This is a genomic window from Massilia sp. LXY-6, assembly GCF_051233485.1.
Lineage (GTDB): Bacteria > Pseudomonadota > Gammaproteobacteria > Burkholderiales > Burkholderiaceae_D > Telluria.
The window spans coordinates 19,093-42,208 of sequence record NZ_JBKFGF010000046.1 but is presented as its reverse complement, the minus strand read 5'-3'; the positions used below and the strand labels follow the sequence as shown (position 1 = coordinate 42,208).

Here is a 23,116-nt window from a genome sequence, read left to right as displayed (position 1 = left end):
TCAGAAAACCCATACAAGCCTACAAATTGGCAAGGGATGTTGCTTAATAGGTTTATAATTTGCCGGTTCTGGTGCCCGCACGCGGCTTCAATCGCGTGCAGTTAAACGGGAAACACGGAGCGCAGGTGCCCCCGGCACCGCGCCAACGTGTGCTGCCCCCGCAACGGTAAACAAGCGTCGCCTTCACGGCGACTGGCCGCCTCTAAAACCACTGTGTGCTGTCACTGCGCATAGGAAGGTGGGGCGGTCTGTCTTGCGAGCCCGGATACCGGCCAGGACAGGTGGAAGCGGGCGCATCGCCGCGCTTCCGTGACGAGCCGGTGTGCGGGGACGCGCGCCGGCCTAACGCTCGAACACTGCTCGAACACGATTAATCGATGAATTCCTTGAAGCCGCTTGCGCTGGCCTGCGCCACCTCTATTGCCACCGCGTTTTCCATTCCGGTTGCCGCCCATGCCGACGAGGCCGCCCCGGCCACCGTCGTGATCACGGGTTCGCGCTTTCCCAGCGCCGAATCCCTGGAGCCGATCGGCGCCACCGTCATCACCCGCGACGAGATCCGCCAGGCCGGCGTGAACGACGTCAACCAGGCGATCCGCAAGATCGGCGGCGTGTTCGGGCGCCAGAGCCTGGACTCCTCGCCCGACTTCGCGCTCGACTTGCGCGGCTTCGGCACCAACAGCGCCCAGAACATGGTGATCATGGTCGACGGCGTCCGCCTGAACGAGAACGAGCTGAGCAATTCCGTGTTGTCGACCATTCCGATCGACACGGTCGAGCGCATCGAGATCGTGCGCGGCGGCAGCAGCGTGCTGTACGGCGAGGGCGCGACCGGCGGCGTGATCCAGATCGTGACGCGCAAGGATGCCCGTCATGCACAGCCGGGCACACACGGCTCGGTGTTCGCCGAAGCCGGCCAGTTCAGGGAGCGCGACCTGCGCGCGCAGCTGGCGCACGTGGCCGGCCCGATCAGCGCCGACGTTGCCGTGGCGCGCCAGGACAACGCCAACTACCGCGCCAACAACGCCTTCACGCAAAATAGCGTCTCGGCCGGCCTGCAGCTCGCGTACACGGGCGGCCGCGCCGGCGTGCGCGTGGAGAGCGCGCGCCAGGATGCGCGCCTGCCGGGCTCGCTGACCCTGGCCCAGTTCGAGGCCGATCCGCGCCAGACCCGGACCCCGAAAGACTTCGGCTCGCTCGACACCGACCGCGTGAACGCCTTCGCCGAATACCGTCTCGGCGCGGTCGACCTGGCGGCCGAGCTGTCGCACCGCGAGCGCGACGCCGAGTCGAACTATTATTTCGGCCCGAGCGCTTCGGTGATGAAGTACAAGGGCCGCCAGAACCAGTTCTCGCCGCGCGCCCGCTGGCTGCACGACATCGGCGCCGGCATGCTGAACGAGCTGGTCACCGGCATCGACGTGATCGACTGGAAGCGCAAGACCACATCGAGCTTCTCGCTGGCCGACGCCAGCCAGAAATCAAAGGCCTTCTACGTGCGCGACGAGCTGCGCTTCGACCCGGCCCACGACGGCCGCGTGGCGCTGGGCGCGCGCCGCGAGATCTTCGACAAGGACTACGTCGACGCGATCATGGGAGGCACGCCGGACAACGGGGCGCAGGCCCAGAACGCTTGGGAAGCCCAGGGCAGCTACCGCGTGCTGCCGCAGCTGACCCTGAGCGCGCGCGGCGGACAGAGCTACCGCGTGGCCAACGTCGACGAGAACAGCTTCCGCACCAGTCTGAGCCTGCTGAAGGTGCAGACCTCGCACGACCTGGAGCTGGGCGCAAGCTGGGGTGATGATGCGCGCAAGGTGACTGCGCGCGCGTTCCGCCACAAGCTCGACAACGAGATCTTCTACGATCCGACCGCCTTCGCCAACACCAACCTCGACCCGACCCGCCGCGAAGGCATCGAGATCGATGCCGAGGCACAGTTGGCGCCGGCCTGGCGCGCCACCGCCCACCTGCAGCACGTGAACGCCACCTTCACCTCCGGCCCGAACGCCGGCCGCGAGATGGTGCTGGTGCCAAAGAACGTGCTCACGGCGCGCCTGGCCTGGCTGCCGGGCAACGGCCAGAGCGCAGATGTCGGCGCGCAGTGGGTCGACCGCCAGCGTTACGGCAGCGACTTCGACAATTCCTGCGCCGCGCGCATGCCGTCCTATGTAACCTTCGACGCGCGCTACGCCGTCAGGCTGGGGCCGTGGGAGCTGGCCGCGTCGGGCCTGAACCTGGCCGACCGCCGCTACTTCAGCAACGCCTTCGGCTGCCGCTCGGGCATCTACCCGAGCGACGGCCGCCAGCTGAAGCTGTCAGCCCGCTATGACTTTTAAGTAAATCAAACCGGGGTCAGAGCCCGAATTTGGGTAATTGCCCAAATTCGGGCTCTGACCCCGGTGTAACAAGCGGTAAGCAGTGCAAAAAATAAGCCCGGACTAAGGCTGGCCGGCGAAAAAGTGGTAATCTCGCGGTCGTTTGCACAACCAATTCGAGAAGGATTCTTATGCGTTCCCTGCGTTTTGCCCTGCTTGCCGCCAGCCTCGTCGCCAGCACCGCCTTCGCCTCGCCGACCGACCCGAAGAACGGCGTCGAATACGTGACGCTCGCTCAGCCGCAGCCGGTGCAGGCTGCCGGCAAGAAGGTCGAGGTGATCGAGTTCTTCATGTACCACTGCCCGCACTGCAACGCGCTGGAACCGCAGTTCGAACAGTGGGTCAAAAAGCAGGGTGACAACATCGTCCTGAAGCGCGTGCACCTGCCGTTCAGCGGCCCCAACGATCCAGAAGCCCATCTGTACCTGACGCTGGAAGCGCTGGGCAAGGTCGACGAGATGCATGCCAAGGTGTTCAAGGCCATCCACCAGGACCGCATCCGCATGAAGGACGATGCGACGGTCATCGACTGGGTATCGAAGAACGGCATCGACCGTGCGACCTTCACGAACGCCTGGAATTCCTTCGGCGTGATGACCAAGCTGCGCCGCCTGCCGCAAATCGTGAACGAGTACAAGGTCGATGGCGCGCCGACCATCGTCATCGACGGCAAGTACCAGACCTCGCCGGCCACGGTCTACAATTCGGTGAAGTCGAGCAACGAACCCCAGCTGTTCCAGGCAACCCTGCAGGTGATGGACGCACTGGTCGCAAAGGCAGCCAAAACGAAATGAGCGATGCGGAAGGCAAGATCCTGAAGATCTACGACAAGTCCAAGCCGGAAGACGAGGACTTGCACGACACCAGCTATTACCTCCACTGGGCCTGGGCCATCGTGGCGGTGCTCGTCGGCGTGGTCTTCTGGCTCTGCCTCGCCCTGGTGAATGCCGAGAACCAGCGCTATGCCCTGATGACGAACAAGTGTGCGGACCCCTTGTTCAAAGGGGAGGTCGACCGGCGTTGCCTGCTGACCGTGCGCTCGCGCGACCACTGGTGGGAACACCTGTGGTACGGCGCCAGCCACGTCAAGCCGGAGGCACCCGACGCCCGCCGCCGCTGATTCTCCAGGACCATGAATCCCGCCACTTCGGCGGGATTTTTTTTGCCTCAAAGAATGCTAAGCTAGGCATTGTCGATTAATTATTCACGAGGAATTTCCCATGCGTCTACTGCGCCTTGCGGCCGCCTGCCTGCTCGCCACCGCCGCCATCGCCGCTCCCGCGCTTGCTTCGCCAGCGAACCCGCAGAACGGCGTCGACTACACGACCCTGGCCCAGCCCCAGCCGGTGCAGGCGGCCGGCAAGAAGGTCGAGGTGATCGAGTTCTTCATGTACCACTGCCCGGTGTGCAATGGCCTGGAACCGGGCTTCGAGGAATGGGTGAAAAAGCAGGGCGACCGCATCCAGGTGCGCCGCATCCACATGCCATACACCGGGCCGAACGATCCGGAAGCCCACCTGTACCTGACGCTGGAAGCGCTGGGCAAGCTCGACGAGATGCACGCCAAGGTGTTCCATGCCGTGCACCAGCAGCGCATTCGCCTGAACAAGGACGACGCCATCATCGACTGGGTCTCGAAGAACGGCATCGACCGCGCGACTTTCCTGAATGCCTGGAACTCGTTCGGCGTGCTGACCCGCATGCGCCAGCTGGACAGGGTGCTCAGCGCCTACAAGGTCGAGTCGGTGCCAACCCTGGTCATCGACGGCCGCTACATGACCTCGCCGTCGACCGTCAACGCCACCCTGAAGACGAACAACCCGCAGGAAATGTTCCAGGCCACGCTGCAGGTGGCCGACGCCCTGGTCGCCAAGGCGGCGGCGTCGAAGTAAGCGCCTAGGGAGCGATCACGCCGTCCGGCAGGCGGATCGCAAAGCGCGCTCCGCCCAGCGGCGAGCGCTCCACGCGCAGGGTGCCGCCGTGCAGCCTGACCGCCTTGCGTGCGATCGACAGCCCGAGGCCGAAGCCGCCGGTGGCGCGGTCGCGGCTGCGGTCGAGCCGGTAGAAGGCTTCGAAGATGCGTTCCCGTTCCTCCTCGGGAATGCCGGGGCCGTCGTCGTCGACCAGGATTTCGAGCAGGCCGCCATCGCGGCGCGCCCTCAGGACCACCGTTTGCACCGCGTATTTCTGGGCATTGCGCAGCAGGTTGCCGACCGCGCGCGACAGCAGGCGACGGTCGCCGTCGACGCTGCCCAGCATGGCGCCGAGTTCGAGCTGCAGCGTGGCCGGGCGCGGATGCAGTCCGTCGGCGCATGCGCGCAGCACCGGCTCGACCTCGAACAGTGCGCGCTGCGGCTCGGTGGCGTTGTCCAGCTTGCTCATCGAGAGCAGTTCGTTCACCAGTTCGTTCAGCTCGGCCAGGTCGCCGTGCATTGCGCCTATGCGCTTGGCCAACCTGGGGTTGCCGGCCGCCGGAGCGCCGGCCGCCGGAGCGCCGGGCGGATCTGCCAGCAGCTCGAGTGCAAATTGCAGGCGCGCGATCGGGGTGCGCAATTCGTGCGACACCGAGTGCAGCAGGTTCTTCTGCGATTCCAAGAGCCCCTGGATGCGCTCGGCCATCGCATTGATGCGCCCGGCCAACGGATAGGCGGCATCGGACGGTTTCATGGCGGCGCGCGCCGACAGCTTGCCCGCGCCAAACTCGTCCGCCACCCGCGACAGCATCTGCAAGCCCTGCCAGTGCGAGCGCGACCACAGCGCGATCGGCACCAGCAGCGCCAGCGCGACCACGACGTAGCGCACCACTTCCATCAGCAGCGCCTGACCGAGGTCGATCGGCAGGCCGGAGGCGCTGATTGCGTCCTCGTTGCTGCCGATATAGCGGTCGCCGCCCAGGTCGACGCGCCGCAACAGGGTCTTGCGGCCGGGGTCGAGCACGATCTCGCCGCGCTCGAAGGCCGCCAGCGCGCCGCGCGGCAGGGCGGCGCGGGCCTGGTCGAGCGGGATCAGGTCGAAATGCGCCTTGGATACCTCGCGTACCTTGTTCAGGCGAACCAGCCATTCGTCGGCGGGCGCCTGGTCCACATAGTGTTCGAGCAGGAAGATCTGGGCCGAGGCCTGGCGCCGCGCGATGTCGTCCAGCGGATCGCCGTACAGGCGCGCGAACACGAAATACACGACGAAGGTCGCTGCCGTGATCGATAGCATGACCAGGATGAAGAAGCGGAAGAACAGACGGTTCACGCCGCCGCCCCGATACGCCGGTAACTACCGGTTACATGGAAAAGGTTCGACTTGCTCATGGTCGGGATTGTATAGGAGCAATGATCATAAAGTTTATGTTTTACAAATTGAAGACAAAACTTCGACATGTCGAGGGGGATTGGCTTGCCGGCCCTGCGTACGATGGGTACTCATCAGGTTTTTCCGTTTGGCCCACCTGAGCCGCGAGTGAGGGTGGGCTCTTTTTATTCGCCAGGAGAAATGGGAGGAAGAAAGACAAGCACGTAGAATATTGTCTTTCAGAATCTTTACTCCGCATATGAACAAGCTTCTTCCTCCCGTCTTGAGCGCCGGCGTATTGGCTGCCTTGCTGGCCGGCGGCATTGCCCGGGCCCAAACTCCGGCCGTCAATCCGATGCCGGACGGCAGCCGCGACATGTACGTGGGGCTGGGCGTACAGTCGGCGCCGCGCTACGAGGGAGCGGGAAGCCGCAAGCTGTCCGCATTGCCGGTGCTTCAGGTCGAATGGAGCAAGGGCATCTTCATTTCCGGGATGAGCGCAGGCATGCACCTGTCGAAGTCGCCCACTGTCGAATACGGACCGCTGCTGGCGCTCAAGCCCGGCCGCGACGAGTCCGGCACCGGCATCGTCATCGACGGCGTGAACGGCGTGGCAGGGCTGGCGCCCAAGCTGGGCGGGCAAATGCTGCTGATGTCGGGGCGCCTGGACGGTATGGATGAGATCGGTGCGCGCCTGCAGGCCGGAGGCTTCTACAATGTCTACCTGAGCCCGCAGTGGCGCCTGACCTCCAGCCTGCTGGCCGGCGCCGGCAGGGACCATGACGGCGCGCGCCTGGAGCTGGGCGTGCAGCGCCTGGCCCTGGCCGCCGGCGAGCGCCATCGGGTATCGCTGACGGCCGGGCTGGGCGTGGTCAACCGCCAGTACAACGAAAGCTATTTCGGCGTCAGCGCGGCGGAAAGCCTGCGCAGCCGCTTCCGCGCCTACGAGCCGGGCGGCGGCCTGCAGGATGTGCAGGTGGGCGCGCGCTGGAACTGGGTCCTGGGCCCGTCCTGGATGCTGACCTCGAGCCTGCAGGCCAAACGCCTGCTGGGCGACGCCAGCCATAGCCCGCTTGCCGAGCGGTCCACCAACCTGACGGTTTCGACCGCCTTCGCTTATCGATTCTGACGATGCGTCCCGCCCGACAATTCATTGCATCCCTTGCCCTGCTGCTGGCGGCCGGTTCGGCCGGCGCGCAGGCGCACGACGGGGACGCCGTGAGTTACCGGGACGCCTACCGGACCATGGTCGTGTTCGAGAAGTACGGCGGCCCGAAGAACATGCTGGTGAGCCAGTTGCAGGTGCTGCCCAGGGAGCGCGGCGCCCCTGGCGACGGGCTGCAACTGGCCTTGAACGGCAAGTCGACCCAGCTCAACCTGCCGCTCGACCCGCTGGGCCGCACCGTGTTCCCGCTGCAGAAGGCCGCCTACGACGAGAACGCCGCGCTGTCACTGAACCGCAAGGGCGGCTTCACGCTGCGTCCGCAGGTGTCGATCGCGGTGCGCCCCGACGGCGTGTACGACGTGGCCGACCTGCGCGCCGCCTGCGCCCAGGCGCTGGCCTTCGCGCGCTGGGTCGACGTGTCCCAGCGCGCGCACCAGTGCGCCGCGGTGCGCTTCGTGTTCCCGAAGAAGGCCGAGGGCGGGGCCCGTCTGCGCCGGCCGGACGGTCCCGAACAGCCGCTGCCGCTGGCGAACGGCGAGGCCGACGACGGCTTCGCGGCCGTCACCTGGCGCTTCGCGGCCGGCGCCGAGCACGGTCAGGTCGCCACTTTCAATGCGCCGCTGGCGATCCTTCCCATCTTCGAATCGCCGCGCTATCCTTGGGCGCATGAGCGAACAGACCGGCAAGACCATCCTGATAACCGGCGCCAGCCGCGGCATCGGCGCCGCCTGCGCGCTGCTGGCTGCCGGGCGCGGCTACCGTGTCGTGATCAACTACCGCAGCGACGGCGGCGCCGCCGACGGCATCGTGCGCGCCATCGAGGAGGCCGGCGGCAGTGCCTTCGCGGTGGGCGCCGACGTGTCGCGCGAAGACGAGGTGCTGCGCATGTTCGCCGGGATCGACGCGCGCTGCGGCCGCCTCGACGCCCTCGTCAACAACGCCGGCATCCTGGCGCGCCAGATGCGGGTCGACCAGATGGATGCGGCGCGCATCGGGCGCATCCTGGCCACCAACGTCACCGGCAGCTTCCTGTGCGCGCGCGAAGCGGTGCTGCGCATGTCGACCAGGCGCGGCGGCCGCGGCGGCGCGATCGTCAACGTCTCCTCGCGCGCCGGCGTGCTGGGCGCGGCCGGGGAATACGTCGACTATGCGGCATCGAAGGCGGCGCTGGACGCGCTGACGATCGGGCTGGCGAAGGAAACGGCGGACGAGGGCATTCGCGTGAACGGCGTGCGGCCCGGCCTGATCGATACGGAGATGCACGCCAGCGGCGGCGAAGCGGGACGCATCGAGCGCCTGAAATCGTCGGTGCCGATGGGACGGGGCGGGGAAGCGATTGAAGTGGCGCGGGCCATCCTGTGGCTGCTGTCGGACGAAGCGTCCTATACCACCGGCAGCTTCATCGACGTCTCGGGAGGCCGTTGATCAATTCCAGGCCGAGGGCGAGAACAGGTAGCCTTCGCCCCACACGGTCTTGATCTTTTCCGACAGGTTGTCGTCGAACTTCTTGCGCAGCTTGGAGATGCAGTTGTCGATGCTGCGGTCCAGGCCGTCGAATTCGATGCCGCGCATCTTCTTGAGCAGTTCGTCACGCGACAGCACCCGTCCGGCCGCCTCGGCCAGCACCAGCAGCAGCTTGTATTCGGTATTGCTGAGTACGCAGGGCTGGCCGCGCCAGCTGACGCTGCGGTCCTTGCTCATGATGCGCAAGGCGCCAAACTCCAGCACGCGGGTGTCGAGCGCCGCCGCCTTGGCCTGGGTGCGGCGCAGCAGGGCGCGCAGGCGCGCCAGCAGCACACGCGGCTGGACCGGCTTGTTGACGAAGTCGTCCGCGCCCTGTTCCAGGCCCGAGACTTCATCGTAGGTGTCTTCGCGCGCCGTCAGGATCAGGATCGGCACCTCGGAAAGCTCGCGGATCTGGCGGCACACGACCATGCCGTCCATGCCGGGCAGCATCAGGTCGAGCACGACGATATCGGGCGCGCCCTGCTTGAAATGGTCGAGCGCGGTGTCGCCGCGCGTGGCGAGCTCGACCGAGAATTCATAGCCGGACAGGTATTCCGTGACCAGTTCCGCCAGGCGCGGATCGTCTTCGACCAACAGTACGCGATACATGATGTTCTCCTTGACCCGTCATTGTATAAGAGCAAGTATCAAAGAGCACATTTGCTGGCCTAAATGGACAAATCGATACAATTTCACGACAAATGGGGCCGGTCAAAGAAATCCGCCGAAGCGGATTTTTGCGGGCGTGATTTGTGACTGGGAGTCACAAATACGGTGGCTCAGCCTATTTTCGGGTCCTTCTTGGAATACTCGCCATAGACGCGGTTCATCGCCGTTGCTGGAGCGCACCAAGTTGGCGCGTCAGGAAGGGGGACAGGCGAACTCTTACAGCTTCTCGATCTGCCGGTCGATCGCCTTGCGGGCGCGTTCGTTGCGCTCGCTGTAGCGGTCCGTCAGGTAGTCGGTACGGCCGCGCATGAGCAGGGTCAGCTTGTACAGCTCTTCCATGACGTCGACCACCCGGTCGTAGTAGGCGGATGGACGCATGCGGCCGGCCTCGTCGAATTCCTTATAGGCCATCGGCACCGAGGATTGGTTCGGGATCGTGAACATGCGCATCCAGCGCCCCAGCAGGCGCAGGGTGTTCACCACGTTGAACGATTGTGAACCGCCGCAGACCTGCATCACCGCCAGCGTGCGCCCCTGGCTTGGCCGGATCGCGCCCATTTCCAGCGGAATCCAGTCGATCTGGTTCTTCATCACCGCCGTGATCGCGCCATGGCGCTCCGGGCTGCACCATACCTGGCCTTCCGACCACAGGCACAGCTCGCGCAATTCGACCACCTTCGGATGGGTCTCGGGCACGCTGCCGGCCATCGGCAGCTCCATCGGATCGAAGATTCTGACCTCGGCGCCGAAGTGTTCCAGGATGCGCGCGGCTTCCCAGGTCAGGAAGCGGCTGAAGGAGCGTTCGCGCAGCGAGCCGTACAGCATCAGAATGCGCGGCGGGTGCGTGATGGCTTGCGCGGGTTCGAGCTTGGCCCTGGTCGGCAGGTCCAGCAGCTCGGGCTTGATGTTGGGGAGGTTCGGGATCTTGTCCATGTTCAGCTCAATCGTACGGCAAGTGCGCCCAGGGTTACCAGGAGAATCGGGAAGGTCAGCATGATACCGATCCGGAAGTAGTCAGCCCACGAGATCCGGATATTCTTCGTCGACAGTACGTGCAGCCATAACAGGGTGGCGAGGCTGCCGATCGGCGTGATCTTGGGGCCGAGGTCGGCGCCGATGACGTTCGCGTACACCATCGCTTCGCGCACCACGCCCTGGGCCGAGCTCGCGTCGATGGCCAGGGCGCCGACCAGCACGGTCGGCATATTGTTCATGATGGACGACAGGATGGCGGTGATGAAGCCGGTGCCGAGTGCGGCGCCCCAGATGCCCGCCTTGCCTTCGAACGCGGCGCAGCGGTCGAGCACGGCGGTCAGGTAAGCGGTCAGGCCGGCGTTGCGCAAGCCGTAGACCACCAGGTACATCCCCAGCGAGAACACGACCACCTGCCAGGGCGCTCCGCGCAGCACTTCCCGGGTCGAGATCCGGTGGCCGCGCGCGGCCACCGCGAGCAGGAGGATGGCACCGGCCGCGGCAACGGCACTGATCGGGATACCGACCTCGTCGAGCCAGAAGAAGCCGGCGAGCAGCAGCGCCAGCACCCACCAGCCGGTCAGGAAGGTCGCACGGTCATGGATGGCCTCTTCAGGGCGCTTGAGCTGGGCCAGGTCGTAGTCGGCGGGGATGTCCTTGCGGAAGAAGCAGACCAGCGCAGCCAGCGTGGCGGCCACCGATACCAGGTTCACCGGCAGCATGACCGCGGCATAACGGGCGAAGCCGATGCCGAAGTAGTCGGCCGAGACGATATTGACGAGGTTCGACACGACCAGCGGCAGGCTGGCGGTGTCGGCAATGAAGCCGGCCGCCATCACGAAGGCGAGCGTGGCCCTCGGCGAAAAACGCAGGGCGGCCAGCATGGCGATGACGATCGGCGTCAGGATCAGCGCGGCGCCATCGTTCGCGAACAGTGCGGCAACCGCGGCACCCAGCAGGACCAGCATCACGAACAGGCGCCGGCCATTGCCTCCGCCCCAGCGCGCCACGTGCAGCGCGGCCCATTCGAAGAAACCGGCCTTGTCGAGCAACAGGCTGATGATGATCACGGCGACGAAGGCACCGGTGGCATTCCAGACGATGTGCCAGACCGTCGGGATGTCGTTGAGGTGGATGACGCCGGTGAGCAGGGCGACGGCGGCACCGATCGAGGCGCTCCAGCCGATGCCCAGCCCGCGCGGCTGCCAGATGACGAAGCTAAGGGTTGCCAGGAAAATGAGAACGGCGGTCAGCACAAGAGTCCTTCAGGCTTCGATACGGCCGATGCGATCGAGCTCGGCCTTGAGCCTGGCGCGATCGGCTGCCAGTTCGTCCAGCGGCAGGGCCAGGAAGGCTGCGATGCGCGCGCGCAGGATCGCATACGCTTTCTCGAAGGCGGCACCGATGGCTTCCTCGGTGCCGACGACATGGCTCGGATCGTCCACGCCCCAGTGCGTGCGCAGGACCGGGCCGAGATAGGCCGGACAGGTTTCGCCCGCGGCGCTGGCGCAGACGGTGACCACGATGTCGGGCGTCACCGGCAACTCGTCCCAGGACTTGCTGTAGTAGCCCCCGGTCGGGATGCCTTTGGCGGCCAGCAGGGCGAGCGCCCGTTCGTTCAGTTTGCCGGTGGGCTGGCTGCCGGCGCTGATGGCATGCCAGCCGCCTGGAGCCAGGCGATTGAAGACGGCTTCGCTGATGAGCGAGCGGCAGGAGTTGCCGGTGCAGAGGAAAAGGACGTTCATGGTAAGCGTTCAGGAGCCGCAGGTGGAGGTGCCCGGTTCGCACGCCGGGCTGGCGGTCGAAGCGCAGGGATTGCCGCCGCAGCAGTTTTCAGTAAGGAAGCCCAGCAAGGCGTTCATGGTGCCGAACTGCGCGGCATAGATGAGGAACCGGCCTTCCTGGCGCGGCGCGATGAGGTGCGCGTTGGACAGCTCTTTCAGGTGGAACGAGAGCGAGGAGGGCGGCATGCCAAGTGCCTCCGCAATCTTGCTGGCGGCAAGGCCGTTGGGACCGGCTTGCACGAGCAGCCGGAAAATTGCCAGCCGCGAGTCCTGGGCGAGGGCCGCGAGGGCGCCGACTGCGGTTTTGTTTTCCATAGAGGTTCCAGCCATTGATTCGACGTTTCTAGTATAGTCGAATTGTTTCTCGAGATGCAATAATAAATTGTCTGGCAGGAAACCCTTGATCCGGAGGCGGCCGACCCATGTGGCCGGCTGCCGGCATTACATCTGTTCGCCCGGTGGCGAGGTCGATGCCAGCCAGGCCGCCACCACCACGACCGCCAGCAGTACCAGAGCTTCGATCCGGAGGATGTGCCTGAACCGTACTGGCAAAAGCGCCGCTGCGGCCTTGCCTGCGGACTCACGCGCGAGCCAGGGCGGCATCACGAAAAAGCGATTGAACCCGCCCAGCATCGCTGCAACTGCCACGAGCAGGAGCTTTGCCACCAGCGTGTTGCCGTAGGGGGTGCCGAACAAGTTGCCAAATCCGCCCAGGCTGCGCCAACTCGCATACAGGCCGGTGATAAAAATACCGGTCAGGGCGAAGCTTGCGGAGCTGGACAAAGACGCCACGTAAGCCGCCCGCGCGCGCCTGTCGGCAGCGCTCATGTTGCCGCTTGCCCTCAGCATCACTGCTCCGGAAAGCATCACTTCCCCAACCCACAGGCTGATCAGACCCAAGTGGATCCAGTCGGACAGCAGGTGCACGCTGAAGTCGCCTTCGCTTGACGCATGGCTGACCATGCTCCGCGTGTACCAGAACACGGTCAGCGCCGCCAGGGTCAGCAGCGCCGGCCCCGCACTTCGGCCCCGGATGAAGCTTCCCGCAGCGGCAACGGCCAGCCCGACCATTCCGATGGACCACGCGAGCCCAAGGTGAGTCGAGGTCAGCATCGACCACGTGGCCGTGGCCGCGTCGGTGACCGGGACCTCGGCCATCGCTGCCGATTCAAGCCACAGCAGCACGAGGTTGGCGGCCAACCCGAACATGACCCCGCCGAGTGCAGCGTTGCGGACGGGCTGGCGCCGCGCTGCCGCCCAGCCGGATGCGTCGCGACCGAGCCGCAAGCGGCAGACGGTCGCACCGGTGAGTATGGCGATCGCCAGGTTCAGCAGGGCAGTGACAAGGTGCTGGGCAGTTTCCAGGCCCGGCCCCATCACTTGAGCTTGAAGGTGAGCTCACCCTTCACTTTATGGCCGTCGTGGCTCATCGTAGCCCACTGGATGTGGTATTCGCCAGCGGACAGTGGCGGCAGCGGAGCCGTCATCACGGTAGGGTCCGCCTTGTCGACGGTAGTTGCCGTGACCGGGATCTGTTTGTTCTGAGGGCCTGTCAGCTTGATCTTGCTGAACGCCGGCTCCAGCGCTTCGTTGAATTTCAGGCGGACTTGTTTCGGTGCGCTGTCGAGCGTGCCGCCTGCCCGGGGATCGGACGACTGCAGTGTGGCGTGCGCGAAAGCGGAGGAGCTCACTGTACTTGCGAGCGCAAAGGTGATTATGGCCAGAAAGCGTTCGATAGACATGTTTGCTCCTGTTCGTGAGGTTTGTCGTGGCGCAAACGGAAACAGCCCGCATGAGCGGGCTGTGAGCAGGCCAGAAGCTGTTCCAGACGCGATTACGCGAAGTTCTGGTTCACGAAGTCCCAGTTGACGATGTTCCACCAGCTCTCGACGAACTTCGGACGCGCGTTGCGGTAGTCGATGTAGTAGGCGTGCTCCCAGACGTCGCAGGTCAGCAGGGCCTTGTTGTCGGTGGTCAGCGGGGTGCCGGCGTTCGAGGTGTTGACGATGTCGACGCTGCCGTCGGTCTTCTTCACCAGCCAGGTCCAGCCCGAACCGAAGTTGCCCACGGCCGACTTCTGGAACTCTTCCTTGAACTTGTCGAACGAGCCCCACTTGGCATTGATCGCGTCGGCGACCGGGCCGGTCGGCGCGCCGCCGCCGTTCGGTTTCATGCAGTTCCAGAAGAAGGTGTGGTTCCACACCTGGGCGGAATTGTTGAACACGCCGCCCTGCGATTTCTTGATGATTTCTTCCAGGGGCATGTTCTCAAACTCGGTGCCCTTGATCAGATTGTTCAGGTTGGTCACGTAAGCCTGGTGATGCTTGCCGTAGTGGTATTCCAGCGTTTCAGCCGACATGGTCGGTTGAAGGGCATCCTTGGCGTACGGCAGCGGCGGCAGAGTATGTTCCATGTCTTATTCCTTGATTGGTTGGAAACGGGTCGTTCTTCCGAAACGGTCGTTATTCTAAACCGGATGCGCAAACGTTGCTTGTTTGCTTCCAATACGCATCTTTCTTCATTCCAGCAAATCCTGCACGCTCGCCACGCCGACCTCGGCGCTGCCCTGGGCCAGCCGCACCGTGATGATGTCGCGCGGCTTGATCTGTCCGGGCGAATGCAGCACCTTGCCCTTGGCGTTGCTGACGATCGCATAGCCGCGCTCGAGCGTGCGCTGCGGATTCAGCAGTTCCAGCTGGGCGGACAGCGCGCCGAACGCCTCGCGCTGCTGGCGCAGCCGGCTCGCCATGCTGGCCACCAGCTGGCGCCGCTCGGAAGCCAGCAGGGTGCGTAGCGAGCGCACGTCCGGCAGATGGCGCGCCCAGCGTTGCTGCAGCTGAGCCAGCAGCACGCCGTTGCGGTTGACCGGCGCCCGCACCGCATGCGTCAGACTGCTGGCCATGCCCAGGAGTTTCAGGCGCTGGTGGGCGATCCGGTCCAAGGGGCTGATCATCCGGCGGCTGAGGCTGTCGAGGCTCTGGTTGGCCTCGGACAGGATGCGTTCCATCGCGCGCCGCAGGTCGTCCGCATCCGCTTCCAGCGAGCTCATCCATTCGTCGCGTGCGGTGGCGGCCAGCTCGGCGGCGGCGGTCGGGGTGGCGGCACGCAGGTCGGCGGCAAAGTCGGCGATGGTGAAGTCGGTTTCGTGGCCGACGCCCGAGATCACGGGCATGGACGCCGCATTGATCGCGCGCGCCACCACTTCTTCGTTAAAACTCCACAAGTCCTCGATCGAGCCGCCGCCGCGGCAAACCAGCAGCACGTCGACCTCACGCCGGCTCGAAGCGGTGGCGATGGCGTCCGCGATCTTCCCGGCCGCGCCCTGGCCCTGCACCGGCGCCGGGTAGAGCACCACGCGCACGTGCGGCGCACGGCGCCCGAGCGCGGTGAGCACGTCGCGCAGGGCCGCCGCCTGCAGGCTGGTGACGATGCCGATCGCGCGCGTGAACAGCGGCAGCGGGCGCTTGCGTTCCTGGTCGAACAGGCCTTCGCTGCCGAGCCGCTCCTTCAGGCGCATGAAGGCTTCATACAGGGCGCCGACGCCGGCGCGGCGGATCGCCTCGACGTTGATCTGGTAGTCGCCGCGCGCACCGTACAGGGTGACCAGGGCCCGTACCTCGACCTTGTCGCCTTCGCGCGGCGTGAAGCCGGCATACTGGGCGCGGCCGCGGAACATCACGGCACGCACCTGGGCCGCATCGTCCTTCAGCGTGAAGTACCAGTGGCCGGAAGCCGCCCGGGTAAAGTTCGAGATCTCACCGCCGATCCACACCAGCGGAAACGAGCGCTCCAGCAGGCGTGCGACCTGCTGGTTGAGCGCGGTGACGGTGAGGACGGGCGGGGCGGCATAGGCCGGATCGGCATCGAGCGGGGTAAGCATATGGATGAGCTAAATAAACTGTCCACAAAAATATGGCAGCGTTTGAGCGCCAAAAAATCTGCGGTAGTACAACAGATAGTTTTTGTAAACGATTGATTTTTAATGGTTATTCTTGCTGCCTGATTTCGATGCAGAAACAAAATTTCCTTACGGATCAAGGGCTTGTCACGCTGTGCCGGCACTTGGCCACAATCTTATCCACAGAATCTGTGAGGAAGTGGACAAGTGGCCCAGCTATCCCGGCTGCGTAAAAATCAGGCATGCATATGTTTTCTTAGGGCAATCAAGCACTTAGCCGGCCATTCGGCGCATTGCGCACATTGTTTTCCACAATTTATGTGCACAGCTGGCGACCACCTGGCCGCCCCTGAAGGGAAAAGCAGGAACGGTGCATAAGTCGGGTACTGCCTAAAAATGCTGCAGGGCTAGTTTTTCCTTTAAATTCAAGTACTTTGATATGGATCAAGCCCCTTGCTCACAATCTTTTCCACAAAATTTGTGAAGAAGAGTCAGGCGACCATCATGGCCTCGTTGAGCCGGCCGGCATCGGAAGCCTCGTCCGCCAATCAGGGATGGGACTATACCAGCCTTGGGGTGTTCCTTGCGGCTTGCGCAAGCCGGGCGCGGAGGCATGCGATGCTTAAATTTTGAGCTTGCATATCTTTTCCCTTTGGATTCAGTTACTTGCACCTTACCCACCGAGCTTGCTCACATTGTTTTCCACAGTTTATGTGCAAAGCCGGGCGGGCTTGGGGGTAACTCATCCTGCCTAAAAAAAGGGCTCGTTCATTTTTCGCTTATAAATCAAGGGGTTCGGCGCTACAGCGTGCGCTTGCGCACAATTTTGTCCACAAAAAATGTGCAGAAGCGAGCCCAACACAAACAGCAAAACCCCTACGCTGGCTGCTAAAATTTTCATCGGGGAAATTTAGATTATAAGAATCAATGACTTACTGTAAGGAAGGTATATTCCACACAAATTTATCCACAGAAATTGTGGGCAAGTCGGATACGCCCCGCATGGGGTTGTTGCGGTAAGGAAATCCTTTCTTAGGGCTGCTGTCTTTTTACGCATGGAAAAATATCCTTTAAGAATCAAGGAGCTTTCCTGTCAAAAATGCGCTTGCACACACTTTTATCCACAGAAAGTGTGCAGAACTCTACTTGCCGCAAAGACTGCAACACGTTACATTGCGCAATTCGTTTCTGTCTTGTTTTTTATCCATCCAGGAGTTCCTTTTGCTCGCCATTCTTCAAGCCGCCGGCTGGCCCATCTGGCTGTTGCTGATTGCCTCGATCATCGCACTGGCACTGATCGTCGAACGCCTGATCTACCTGCGCCGTGAAAAAATCCTTCCGCGCCAGCTGCTCGGCGAAGTCATCCAGGTGTATCGCAGCGGCAAGGTCACGCCGGACATCATCAACAAGTTGGAAACCAACTCCCCGCTGGGCGCCGTGCTGGCCGCGGCGCTACGCAACGTCGACGCCCCGCGCGACGTGATGAAGGAGTCGATCGAAGAGGCGGGCAGGGGCGTGGCTCATGTGCTGGAGCGTTTCCTGACCACCCTGGGCACGATCGCCTCGCTGGCGCCGCTGATGGGCCTGTTCGGCACCGTGGTCGGCATGATCGAGATCTTCGGCGCCCAGAATGCGTCCGGCACGAACCCGGCCCAGCTGGCGCACGGCATCTCGGTGGCCCTGTATAACACCGGCTTCGGCCTGGCGATCGCGATGCCGGCCCTGGTGTTCTACCGCCACTTCCGCGCCCTGGTCGACAGCTTCATCATGGATATGGAGTTGCAGGCCGTGAAATTCGTCGACGTCGTCCACGGTGCCCGCAAATGATGGACTTTCGCCGCGGCCGCAAGCGCGAGGATCCGGAGATCAACCTGATCCCGTTCATCGACGTGCTGCTGGTGGTGCTGATCTTCCTGATGGTCACCACCACCTACAGCAAGTTTACCGAGCTGCAGATCACCCTGCCGACCGCCGACGCCGAGAAGGCGATCGACAAGCCCTTCGAGATCAACGTCACCGTCGATGCGAAAGGGAACTACACGGTGAATAAGGTGCCGGTGTCCTTCCACGGCGTGGCCGGCCTGGCCGAAGACCTGAAGCGCGCCGCCACCACGGGCCCGGACGGCCAAGCGCTGTCCACCCCGGCCAAGGACCCGGTGATCATCGTCAACGCCGACCAGTTCGCCATGCACCAGATGGTCATCAACGTGCTCGAGGCGGCGCGGCTGGCGGGTTACGACAAGCTGACGTTCGCGGCGCAGAGCGGCGGGCAGAAATAACAGGGCCGTCGTTCCCGCGCAGGCGGGAACTTGGGTCCCCGCCTGCGCGGGGACGACGGTAATAACATGGCATCCTCCCTCGAATCCACACTCACCCGCGCCTGGCTGCGGCGCGGCCCGCTGGCCCTGGCGCTGTGGCCGCTGTCGCTGCTGTTCCGCCTGCTGGCGGCGCTGCGCGTCCTGCTGTTCCGTACCGGGGTATTGACATCCGAACGCCTGCCCGTGCCCGTCATCGTGGTCGGCAATATCTTCATCGGCGGCACCGGTAAAACGCCGCTGACCATCTGGCTGGTCGAGCAGCTGCGCGCCGCCGGCCTGCAACCCGGGGTGATCTCGCGCGGCCATGGCGGCGCTGCCGATGCCGGTCCGCGCGAGGTGCTGCGGGACTCCCGCGCGCGCGAGGTCGGCGACGAGCCGCTGCTGATCGCCGCCCGTACCGGCTGCCCGGTGGTGGTCGGACGCCGCCGCCTTGACGCCGGCCGCCTCCTGCTCGAACGCCATCCCGAGGTCGACGTGCTGGTCACCGACGACGGCCTCCAGCATTACGCCCTGCGGCGCGACGTCGAGCTGGTGCTGTTCGACGGCCGCGGGGTCGGCAATGGCTGGACCTTGCCGGCGGGGCCGCTGCGCGAACCGCCCTCGCGCCGGCGCGATTTCACGGTCGTGAACACGCCCGAGCTCACGCCGCTGCTGGCGGCAAGCGTGGGTGGCCGGCCCTACCGGATGCAGTTGGCGGGCGAGTATGCCGAGCAGCTGTGCGACCCGAAGCGGCGCGTGCCACTGCGCGATCTCGCCGGCGAGCCCATCGTGGCCGCGGCCGGGATCGGCAATCCGGGGCGCTTCTTCGCGATGCTGAAGGCGGCCGGCCTGGCGATCCGCGAGCTGCCGCTGCCGGACCACCACGACTTCCTGGACGACCCGTTCCGGGACCTGAATGCCGGCCTCATCCTGATTACCGAGAAGGATGCAGTAAAATGTCGGCAACTTGAACATCTGAACAACGACCCGCGCCTGTGGGTCGTCCCGGTCAGCGCGCAGATCGATGCTGCGCTGGCCGCTCAAATCGTGGAGAAATGTCGTGGACGCCCGACTGCTTGATATCCTGGTCTGCCCCCTGTGCAAGGGACCGCTCGAATATGACAAGAAAGCGCAGGAGCTGATCTGCCGCCCGGACCGCCTGGCCTATCCGATCCGCGACGGCATCCCGATCATGTGGGCCGACCAGGCCCGCAAGGTCGAGCCGGCGATCTGATCATCCGATGAGCTTCATCGTCATCATCCCGGCGCGCCTGGCCTCGACCCGGCTGCCGAACAAGCCGCTGGCCGACCTGGGCGGCAAGCCGATGGTGGTGCGCGTGGCCGAGCGCGCGCGTGAATCCGGCGCCGCGCGCATCGTCGTCGCCACCGACCATGCCGACATCCTTGCCGCCTGCGCCGCGCACGGCATCGAAGCCTGCATGACCCGGGCCGATCATCCGTCCGGCACCGACCGTATCGCCGAAGTCGCGCGCGCCCTCGGCCTGCCCGGCGACGCCGTGGTGGTCAACCTGCAGGGCGACGAGCCGCTGATCGACCCGGCCCTGCTGGCGGCCTGCGCGGCCCGCATCGGGCAGGGCGTGCCGATGGCCACCTGCGCACATCCGCTGCACGACGCGCTCGACGCCTTCAACCCGAACGTGGTCAAGGTCGTCCTGGACAAGCTCGGGCGCGCCCTGTACTTCTCGCGCGCCACGATTCCCTGGCACCGCGATGCTTTCGCGCAAAACCGCGACCAATTGCCGGCCGGCTATGCCCCGCTGCGCCACATCGGTTTGTATGCCTACAGCAACACTTTCCTGCAGCAGTACCCGCAGCTGGAACCGTCGCCGCTGGAAACGATCGAAGCGCTGGAACAGCTGCGTGTGCTCTGGCATGGCGTCCCGATCGCGGTGCATGTCACCGACAGCGCCCCGGCGGCCGGGGTCGATACGCCGGAAGACCTGGAGCGGGTACGCACTTACTTCGCGTCTTGATCCGGGTGGAAACATCGCGGTGGCCGGTCTGTGCCACCTCAAGCAAGCCCTGCGATCGCTCCCTGGCAGTGGCGTTGGGTGCTGCTTTTGTGGTAACTTCCGGATATAGCTAGTCAAATATGCATCACCACCTTTTAGGAAACCCTTCATGCGTCTCATTCTTTTAGGAGCCCCCGGTGCCGGTAAGGGCACCCAGGCAAATTTCATTAAAGAAAAATACAACATCCCCCAGATTTCCACCGGCGACATGCTGCGTGCGGCCATCAAGGCCGGCACCGAGCTGGGCATGGCGGCGAAGAAAGTGATGGATGCGGGCCAGCTGGTGTCGGACGACATCATCATCGGCCTGGTGAAGGAGCGTCTGAAAGAGGCCGATTGCGCCAACGGCTACCTGTTCGACGGCTTCCCGCGCACCATCGCGCAGGCCGACGCCATGAAGGAAAGCGGCGTCAACATCGACTACGTGCTGGAAATCGACGTGCCGGACGAGATGATCGTCGAGCGCATGACCGGCCGCCGCACCCACCAGCCGTCGGGCCGCGTGTACCACGTCAAGTTCAATCCGCCAAAGGCCGAGGGCCTGGACGACGTCACCGGCGAGCCGCTGGTGCAGCGTGACGACGACCAGGAAGAGACCGTCAAGAAGCGCCTGGCGGTGTACCATACCCAGACCGAAGTGCTGCTCGGCTACTACAACAAGTGGGCGCAATCGGGCCTGCCGGGCGCGCCGAAGTACCGCAAGATCTCGGGCGTGGGCCCGGTCGAGCAGGTGCGCGACGCCGCGTTCGCCGCGCTGGCCGAGTAAGCTGGCCAAATAAGGCAGCGGCCGCCGCGGGCCGCCAGAGTTTTCCGGGCGCGCGTCACGCATCGTGCGCGCCGCCCGTTGGCTCCGGATGACATGTCGCCATCCGTCCAGTATCAGGATCAACGTTTCGCAGTATGCAGCACAACGTGCAGCTTGTTACTTGATCGAAGGACGAGGGGAGACGATATGGCATCCACACAGCTGGGCTTCGCCGTCGTATGCGGCGTCATCGCAGTACTTTACGGGCTGTGGTCGCGCAGCTGGGTCCTCCAGCAGGATCCCGGTAACGGCCGCATGCAGGAAATCGCGCTGGCCATCCAGCAGGGCGCGTCGGCCTACCTGGCGCGCCAGTACCGTACCATCGCGATCGTCGGCATCGTCCTGCTGGTCGCCATCTTCTTCCTCCTCGGCGGACTGACCGCGGCCGGCTTCCTGGCCGGGGCGCTGCTGTCCGGCGCCTGCGGTTTCATCGGCATGAACGTCTCGGTGCGCGCCAACGTGCGTACCGCCCAGGCCGCGTCACGCGGGCTGGACCAGGCCCTGCACGTCGCCTTCCGCGGTGGCGCCATCACCGGCATGCTGGTGGTCGGGCTGGGACTGCTCGGGGTGTCGCTGTTCTACTGGTTCCTGGTGGCGCGCGCCGACCCGTCGCTGTCGCCGCACGACACCATCCAGCCACTGGTCGGGCTGGCCTTCGGCGCCTCCCTGATCTCGATCTTCGCGCGCCTGGGCGGGGGCATCTTCACCAAGGGCGCCGACGTCGGCGCCGACCTGGTCGGCAAGGTCGAGGCCGGCATTCCCGAGGACGATCCGCGCAACCCCGCCGTCATCGCCGACAACGTGGGCGACAACGTCGGCGACTGCGCCGGCATGGCGGCCGACCTGTTCGAGACCTATGTCGTGACCCTGGTGGCGACCATGTTGCTGGGGTCGCTCATGGTGCCGGCGATGGGCGGTACCGCGGTCATCTATCCGATGCTGCTGGGCGCGGTGTCGATCATTTCCTCGATCATCGGCTGTTCGCTGGTCAAGAACCGGCCGGGGCACAAGATCATGTCGGCCCTGTACACGGGACTGTGGTGGTCGGCCGGGCTGTCGCTGATCGGCTTCGCCGTGATTACCTGGCTGGTCTGGCCGGACGACGCCATGCGCTGGCGCATGCTGGGCTGTGCTTTGGTCGGCATCCTGCTGACCGGATCGATGGTCTACATTACTGAGTACTACACCGGCACCGAGTTCCGTCCGGTGCAGCACATCGCCGAGGCCTCGACTACCGGCCACGGCACCAACATCATCGCCGGCCTGGGCGTGTCGATGAAGGCGACCGCCTACCCGGTGCTGGCGGTTTGCGCCGCGATCCTGCTGGCCTTTGCGATGGCCGGGCTGTACGGCATCGCGATCGCCGCCACCGCCATGCTGTCGATGGCCGGGATCATCGTCGCGCTGGACGCCTACGGCCCGATCACCGACAACGCCGGCGGCATCGCCGAGATGAGCGGCCTGCCGGACAGCGTGCGTGCCGTCACCGATCCGCTCGATGCGGTCGGCAACACCACCAAGGCCGTGACCAAGGGCTATGCGATCGGCTCGGCCGGGCTGGCGGCACTGGTGCTGTTCGCCGACTACACGCATGCGCTGGAGGCGGGCGGCGCCCGCATCAGCTTCGATCTCTCGAATCCGATGGTGATCGTCGGCCTGTTCATCGGCGGCCTGGTGCCCTATCTGTTCGGGGCGCTGGCGATGGAAGCGGTGGGGCGGGCCGCCGGCGCGGTCGTGGTCGAAGTGCGGCGCCAGTTCCGCGACATCGTCGGCATCATGGCCGGCACCGGCAAGCCCGAATACGACAAGGCCGTCGACATGCTGACCGCCTCGGCAATCCGCGAGATGGTGCTGCCGTCGCTGCTGCCGGTGGTGGTGCCGGTGGCAGTCGGCATGCTGCTGGGCCCCGTGGCCCTGGGCGGCATGCTGATGGGGACCATCGTCACCGGCCTGTTCGTGGCGATCTCGATGACCACCGGCGGAGGCGCCTGGGACAACGCCAAGAAATACATCGAGGACAACCACTACGGCGGCAAGGGGTCGGACGCGCACAAGGCGGCCGTCACCGGCGACACGGTGGGCGATCCCTACAAGGACACGGCCGGGCCGGCGGTGAACCCGCTGATCAAGATCATCAACATCGTCGCGCTGCTGCTGGTCCCGCTGCTGCCGGCGGGTGGGGGATGGCTGGCGGTGACGGAGCCGCACATGATGCAAAGCCCGCCACCAATCTCGGCCCCGGCCGTGGCCGTGTCCACGCCAGCGGCTGCCAGGGTGGGCGCGGCCGGCGTAGGCAGCTCCACGCATCCGCCGGCCCGGTGAGAGTGGCA

General features: G+C 64.9%; 25 protein-coding genes and 1 riboswitch. Of the genes, 13 read left to right on the top strand and 12 right to left on the bottom strand.

Annotated features, from left to right (window positions below):
* Window positions 1–52: 52 nt before the first annotated feature.
* Window positions 53–291: riboswitch (cobalamin riboswitch) on the top strand.
* An 86-nt stretch (window positions 292–377) separates the two neighbouring features.
* The 4 genes from ACI48D_RS19525 (at window position 378) to ACI48D_RS19510 (ending at window position 4,267) form a co-directional block, all read left to right on the top strand.
* Window positions 378–2,336, top strand: a complete 1,959-nt coding sequence (locus ACI48D_RS19525) for a TonB-dependent receptor (protein WP_435572912.1) — start codon at window positions 378–380, stop codon at window positions 2,334–2,336.
* 170 nt (window positions 2,337–2,506) lie between these two features.
* The gene (locus ACI48D_RS19520; protein ID WP_435572911.1) at window positions 2,507–3,169 is read left to right on the top strand and encodes a thiol:disulfide interchange protein DsbA/DsbL; all 663 of its coding nucleotides are present in this window, start codon (window positions 2,507–2,509) and stop codon (window positions 3,167–3,169) included.
* A complete protein-coding gene (locus tag ACI48D_RS19515) occupies window positions 3,166–3,495 on the top strand; it encodes a hypothetical protein (RefSeq protein WP_435572910.1) in 330 nt (109 codons plus the stop codon). Before ACI48D_RS19520 ends, ACI48D_RS19515 begins: the two co-directional genes overlap by 4 nt.
* 100 nt (window positions 3,496–3,595) lie before the next feature.
* Complete coding sequence (locus tag ACI48D_RS19510; protein WP_435572909.1) at window positions 3,596–4,267, top strand: thiol:disulfide interchange protein DsbA/DsbL; 672 nt, start codon at window positions 3,596–3,598, stop codon at window positions 4,265–4,267.
* Window positions 4,268–4,271: 4 nt separating this feature from the next.
* On the opposite strand, the gene ACI48D_RS19505 is transcribed toward ACI48D_RS19510, so the two are convergent.
* Window positions 4,272–5,618, bottom strand: coding sequence for an ATP-binding protein (locus ACI48D_RS19505; protein ID WP_435572908.1), 1,347 nt, complete (start codon window positions 5,616–5,618; stop codon window positions 4,272–4,274).
* Between the two features lie 298 nt (window positions 5,619–5,916).
* Between ACI48D_RS19505 and ACI48D_RS19500 the strand changes: the two genes are divergently transcribed.
* The gene (locus ACI48D_RS19500) at window positions 5,917–6,786 is read left to right on the top strand and encodes a MipA/OmpV family protein (RefSeq protein WP_435572907.1); all 870 of its coding nucleotides are present in this window, start codon (window positions 5,917–5,919) and stop codon (window positions 6,784–6,786) included.
* 106 nt (window positions 6,787–6,892) lie between these two features.
* Here ACI48D_RS19500 and ACI48D_RS19495 read toward each other — a convergent pair whose 3' ends face one another.
* Window positions 6,893–7,033, bottom strand: a complete 141-nt coding sequence (locus ACI48D_RS19495; protein ID WP_435572906.1) for a hypothetical protein — start codon at window positions 7,031–7,033, stop codon at window positions 6,893–6,895.
* 73 nt (window positions 7,034–7,106) lie between these two features.
* Window positions 7,107–7,514, bottom strand: a complete 408-nt coding sequence (locus ACI48D_RS19490; protein ID WP_435572905.1) for a hypothetical protein — start codon at window positions 7,512–7,514, stop codon at window positions 7,107–7,109.
* On the opposite strand from ACI48D_RS19490, the gene ACI48D_RS19485 reads away from it, so the two are divergent.
* A complete protein-coding gene (locus ACI48D_RS19485; protein WP_435572904.1) occupies window positions 7,489–8,247 on the top strand; it encodes an SDR family oxidoreductase in 759 nt (252 codons plus the stop codon). The genes ACI48D_RS19490 and ACI48D_RS19485 overlap by 26 nt on opposite strands.
* Here the strand turns inward: ACI48D_RS19485 and ACI48D_RS19480 are convergent, their stop codons facing one another.
* The 9 genes from ACI48D_RS19480 to xseA all read right to left on the bottom strand — a co-directional run bounded on the left by ACI48D_RS19480 (window position 8,248) and on the right by xseA (window position 15,633).
* The gene (locus ACI48D_RS19480; protein WP_435572903.1) at window positions 8,248–8,937 is read right to left on the bottom strand and encodes a response regulator; all 690 of its coding nucleotides are present in this window, start codon (window positions 8,935–8,937) and stop codon (window positions 8,248–8,250) included.
* Window positions 8,938–9,213: 276 nt separating this feature from the next.
* The gene (arsH, locus tag ACI48D_RS19475; protein WP_435572902.1) at window positions 9,214–9,930 is read right to left on the bottom strand and encodes an arsenical resistance protein ArsH; all 717 of its coding nucleotides are present in this window, start codon (window positions 9,928–9,930) and stop codon (window positions 9,214–9,216) included.
* A gap of 2 nt (window positions 9,931–9,932) precedes the next feature.
* Window positions 9,933–11,225: an arsenic transporter gene (locus ACI48D_RS19470; RefSeq protein ID WP_435572901.1), complete on the bottom strand. Its 1,293-nt coding sequence runs from the start codon at window positions 11,223–11,225 to the stop codon at window positions 9,933–9,935.
* Between the two features lie 9 nt (window positions 11,226–11,234).
* Window positions 11,235–11,714, bottom strand: a complete 480-nt coding sequence (locus ACI48D_RS19465) for an arsenate reductase ArsC (protein WP_435572900.1) — start codon at window positions 11,712–11,714, stop codon at window positions 11,235–11,237.
* 9 nt (window positions 11,715–11,723) lie between these two features.
* Window positions 11,724–12,068 carry an ArsR/SmtB family transcription factor gene (locus tag ACI48D_RS19460; RefSeq protein ID WP_435572899.1) on the bottom strand — a complete coding sequence of 115 codons (345 nt, stop codon included), beginning with the start codon at window positions 12,066–12,068 and terminating at the stop codon, window positions 11,724–11,726.
* 126 nt (window positions 12,069–12,194) lie between these two features.
* On the bottom strand, window positions 12,195–13,130 hold the full coding sequence (locus ACI48D_RS19455; protein ID WP_435572898.1) for a copper resistance D family protein: 936 nt from the start codon (window positions 13,128–13,130) through the stop codon (window positions 12,195–12,197).
* Window positions 13,130–13,495: a copper homeostasis periplasmic binding protein CopC gene (copC, locus tag ACI48D_RS19450; RefSeq protein WP_435572897.1), complete on the bottom strand. Its 366-nt coding sequence runs from the start codon at window positions 13,493–13,495 to the stop codon at window positions 13,130–13,132. The genes ACI48D_RS19455 and copC overlap by 1 nt, the downstream gene beginning before the upstream one ends.
* Before the next feature lie 92 nt (window positions 13,496–13,587).
* A complete protein-coding gene (locus ACI48D_RS19445) occupies window positions 13,588–14,166 on the bottom strand; it encodes a superoxide dismutase (RefSeq protein WP_435572896.1) in 579 nt (192 codons plus the stop codon).
* Between the two features lie 105 nt (window positions 14,167–14,271).
* A complete protein-coding gene (gene xseA, locus ACI48D_RS19440) occupies window positions 14,272–15,633 on the bottom strand; it encodes an exodeoxyribonuclease VII large subunit (RefSeq protein WP_435572895.1) in 1,362 nt (453 codons plus the stop codon).
* Window positions 15,634–16,872: 1,239 nt separating this feature from the next.
* Here xseA and ACI48D_RS19435 point away from each other — a divergent pair.
* The 7 genes from ACI48D_RS19435 (at window position 16,873) to ACI48D_RS19405 (ending at window position 23,108) form a co-directional block, all read left to right on the top strand.
* The gene (locus tag ACI48D_RS19435) at window positions 16,873–17,478 is read left to right on the top strand and encodes a MotA/TolQ/ExbB proton channel family protein (protein WP_435572894.1); all 606 of its coding nucleotides are present in this window, start codon (window positions 16,873–16,875) and stop codon (window positions 17,476–17,478) included.
* Window positions 17,478–17,930 carry an ExbD/TolR family protein gene (locus ACI48D_RS19430; RefSeq protein ID WP_435572998.1) on the top strand — a complete coding sequence of 151 codons (453 nt, stop codon included), beginning with the start codon at window positions 17,478–17,480 and terminating at the stop codon, window positions 17,928–17,930. The genes ACI48D_RS19435 and ACI48D_RS19430 overlap by 1 nt, the downstream gene beginning before the upstream one ends.
* 66 nt (window positions 17,931–17,996) lie before the next feature.
* The gene (gene lpxK / locus ACI48D_RS19425) at window positions 17,997–19,028 is read left to right on the top strand and encodes a tetraacyldisaccharide 4'-kinase (protein WP_435572893.1); all 1,032 of its coding nucleotides are present in this window, start codon (window positions 17,997–17,999) and stop codon (window positions 19,026–19,028) included.
* Window positions 19,009–19,182, top strand: a complete 174-nt coding sequence (locus tag ACI48D_RS19420; protein WP_435572892.1) for a Trm112 family protein — start codon at window positions 19,009–19,011, stop codon at window positions 19,180–19,182. The genes lpxK and ACI48D_RS19420 overlap by 20 nt, the downstream gene beginning before the upstream one ends.
* Before the next feature lie 7 nt (window positions 19,183–19,189).
* Window positions 19,190–19,942, top strand: a complete 753-nt coding sequence (kdsB, locus tag ACI48D_RS19415) for a 3-deoxy-manno-octulosonate cytidylyltransferase (protein WP_435572890.1) — start codon at window positions 19,190–19,192, stop codon at window positions 19,940–19,942.
* A 148-nt stretch (window positions 19,943–20,090) separates the two neighbouring features.
* Window positions 20,091–20,747 carry an adenylate kinase gene (adk, locus tag ACI48D_RS19410; RefSeq protein ID WP_435572889.1) on the top strand — a complete coding sequence of 219 codons (657 nt, stop codon included), beginning with the start codon at window positions 20,091–20,093 and terminating at the stop codon, window positions 20,745–20,747.
* Window positions 20,748–20,933: 186 nt separating this feature from the next.
* Complete coding sequence (locus ACI48D_RS19405; protein ID WP_435572888.1) at window positions 20,934–23,108, top strand: sodium-translocating pyrophosphatase; 2,175 nt, start codon at window positions 20,934–20,936, stop codon at window positions 23,106–23,108.
* The last annotated feature ends 8 nt before the right edge of the window (window positions 23,109–23,116 follow it).